This window comes from Pseudomonas sp. 32_A (genome assembly GCF_017490905.1).
In the GTDB taxonomy this organism is placed as follows: domain Bacteria; phylum Pseudomonadota; class Gammaproteobacteria; order Pseudomonadales; family Pseudomonadaceae; genus Aquipseudomonas; species Aquipseudomonas inefficax.
On record NZ_JAFGYI010000254.1, the window covers coordinates 1 to 483 of the forward strand.

The window sequence follows — 483 nt, forward strand, 5'->3', positions numbered from 1 at the left end:
GTTCGTGACCGCGGTCAGCACGACGAACTGCGACGGCGACACGCCGATCACGAGCGCGATCGCCGCGAAGAAGCACGCCTGCAGCACATCGTCGAGCAGGTGGTTGCGGTCGTCGCACCAGAGCGACATCTGGCGCTGGCTGTGATGCACCGCGTGCAGTTCCCACCAGATGCCGATCCGGTGCTGCCAGCGGTGATACCAGTAGCCGGCGAAATCGAGCACGATCAGATAGATCGCGAACGCGACGATCGGCCTGGAGGTGACGCCCGGCCACAGGTAATCGAGATTGACGTTCGCGATCCCGTGCAGGCGCAGCCATGCCTGGACGCTGTCGAACAGCGGCTGCATCGCGAAGAAGAAGAACAGGCTGAAGATGCCGAGCTTCGCGATCAGCGTGTAGATCACGTCGACGCGCGCCTCGCGGCGGCTCTCCCAGCGCTCGACGGGCCGCAGTGCCTCGAGCGGGCGCAGCAGCACGTACAT

General features: G+C 65.0%; 1 protein-coding gene. It reads right to left on the reverse strand.

Going from position 1 to position 483, the window contains the following annotated elements; genetic code table 11:
• Positions 1-483: sterol desaturase family protein (locus J5M58_RS26550; RefSeq protein ID WP_207880339.1), on the reverse strand; the 483-nt coding region annotated here is incomplete at both ends.